This is a genomic window from Roseomonas sp. KE0001, assembly GCF_016107285.1.
Classification (GTDB): domain Bacteria; phylum Pseudomonadota; class Alphaproteobacteria; order Acetobacterales; family Acetobacteraceae; genus Pseudoroseomonas.
On the sequence record NZ_RCVQ01000046.1, the window covers coordinates 1 to 320 of the forward strand.

Below are 320 nucleotides of genomic sequence, written 5' to 3' on the forward strand. Positions count from 1 at the left end.
TTTCGAAGTGTCCAATCGCGGATGGTTTCGCTGCTCACCCCGAAGCGGCGGGCCAGGACACCCGAAGGCTCGGAAGAGCGGGCGATCTCGGCCCGGACGGCGAGGGTGGTACGGGCATTGGGGTGGATCTGGTGCATGGCTCACCTTCCTCCCGGCACAGCGCCCTTCAGGCGCTCGAAACGATAGGCATAGTCTACAACGGCCAGCCCAACGGGATCCCAACAATGTTCTGCGATCCGACAGCTAGGGTCCGTTAGCTCTTGAGCCAGTCGAGGGAGGCGGCGAGACAGAGGATGCCAAGGAAAGATCGGGCGGTCTTC

The 320-nt window shown here is 62.8% G+C and carries 1 pseudogene; it reads right to left on the reverse strand.

Features of this window, described 5'->3' with window-relative positions:
- Nucleotides 1–137: pseudogene (locus tag D9598_RS21320) on the reverse strand (IS481 family transposase); the annotation flags it as partial.
- Nucleotides 138–320 lie beyond the last annotated feature (183 nt).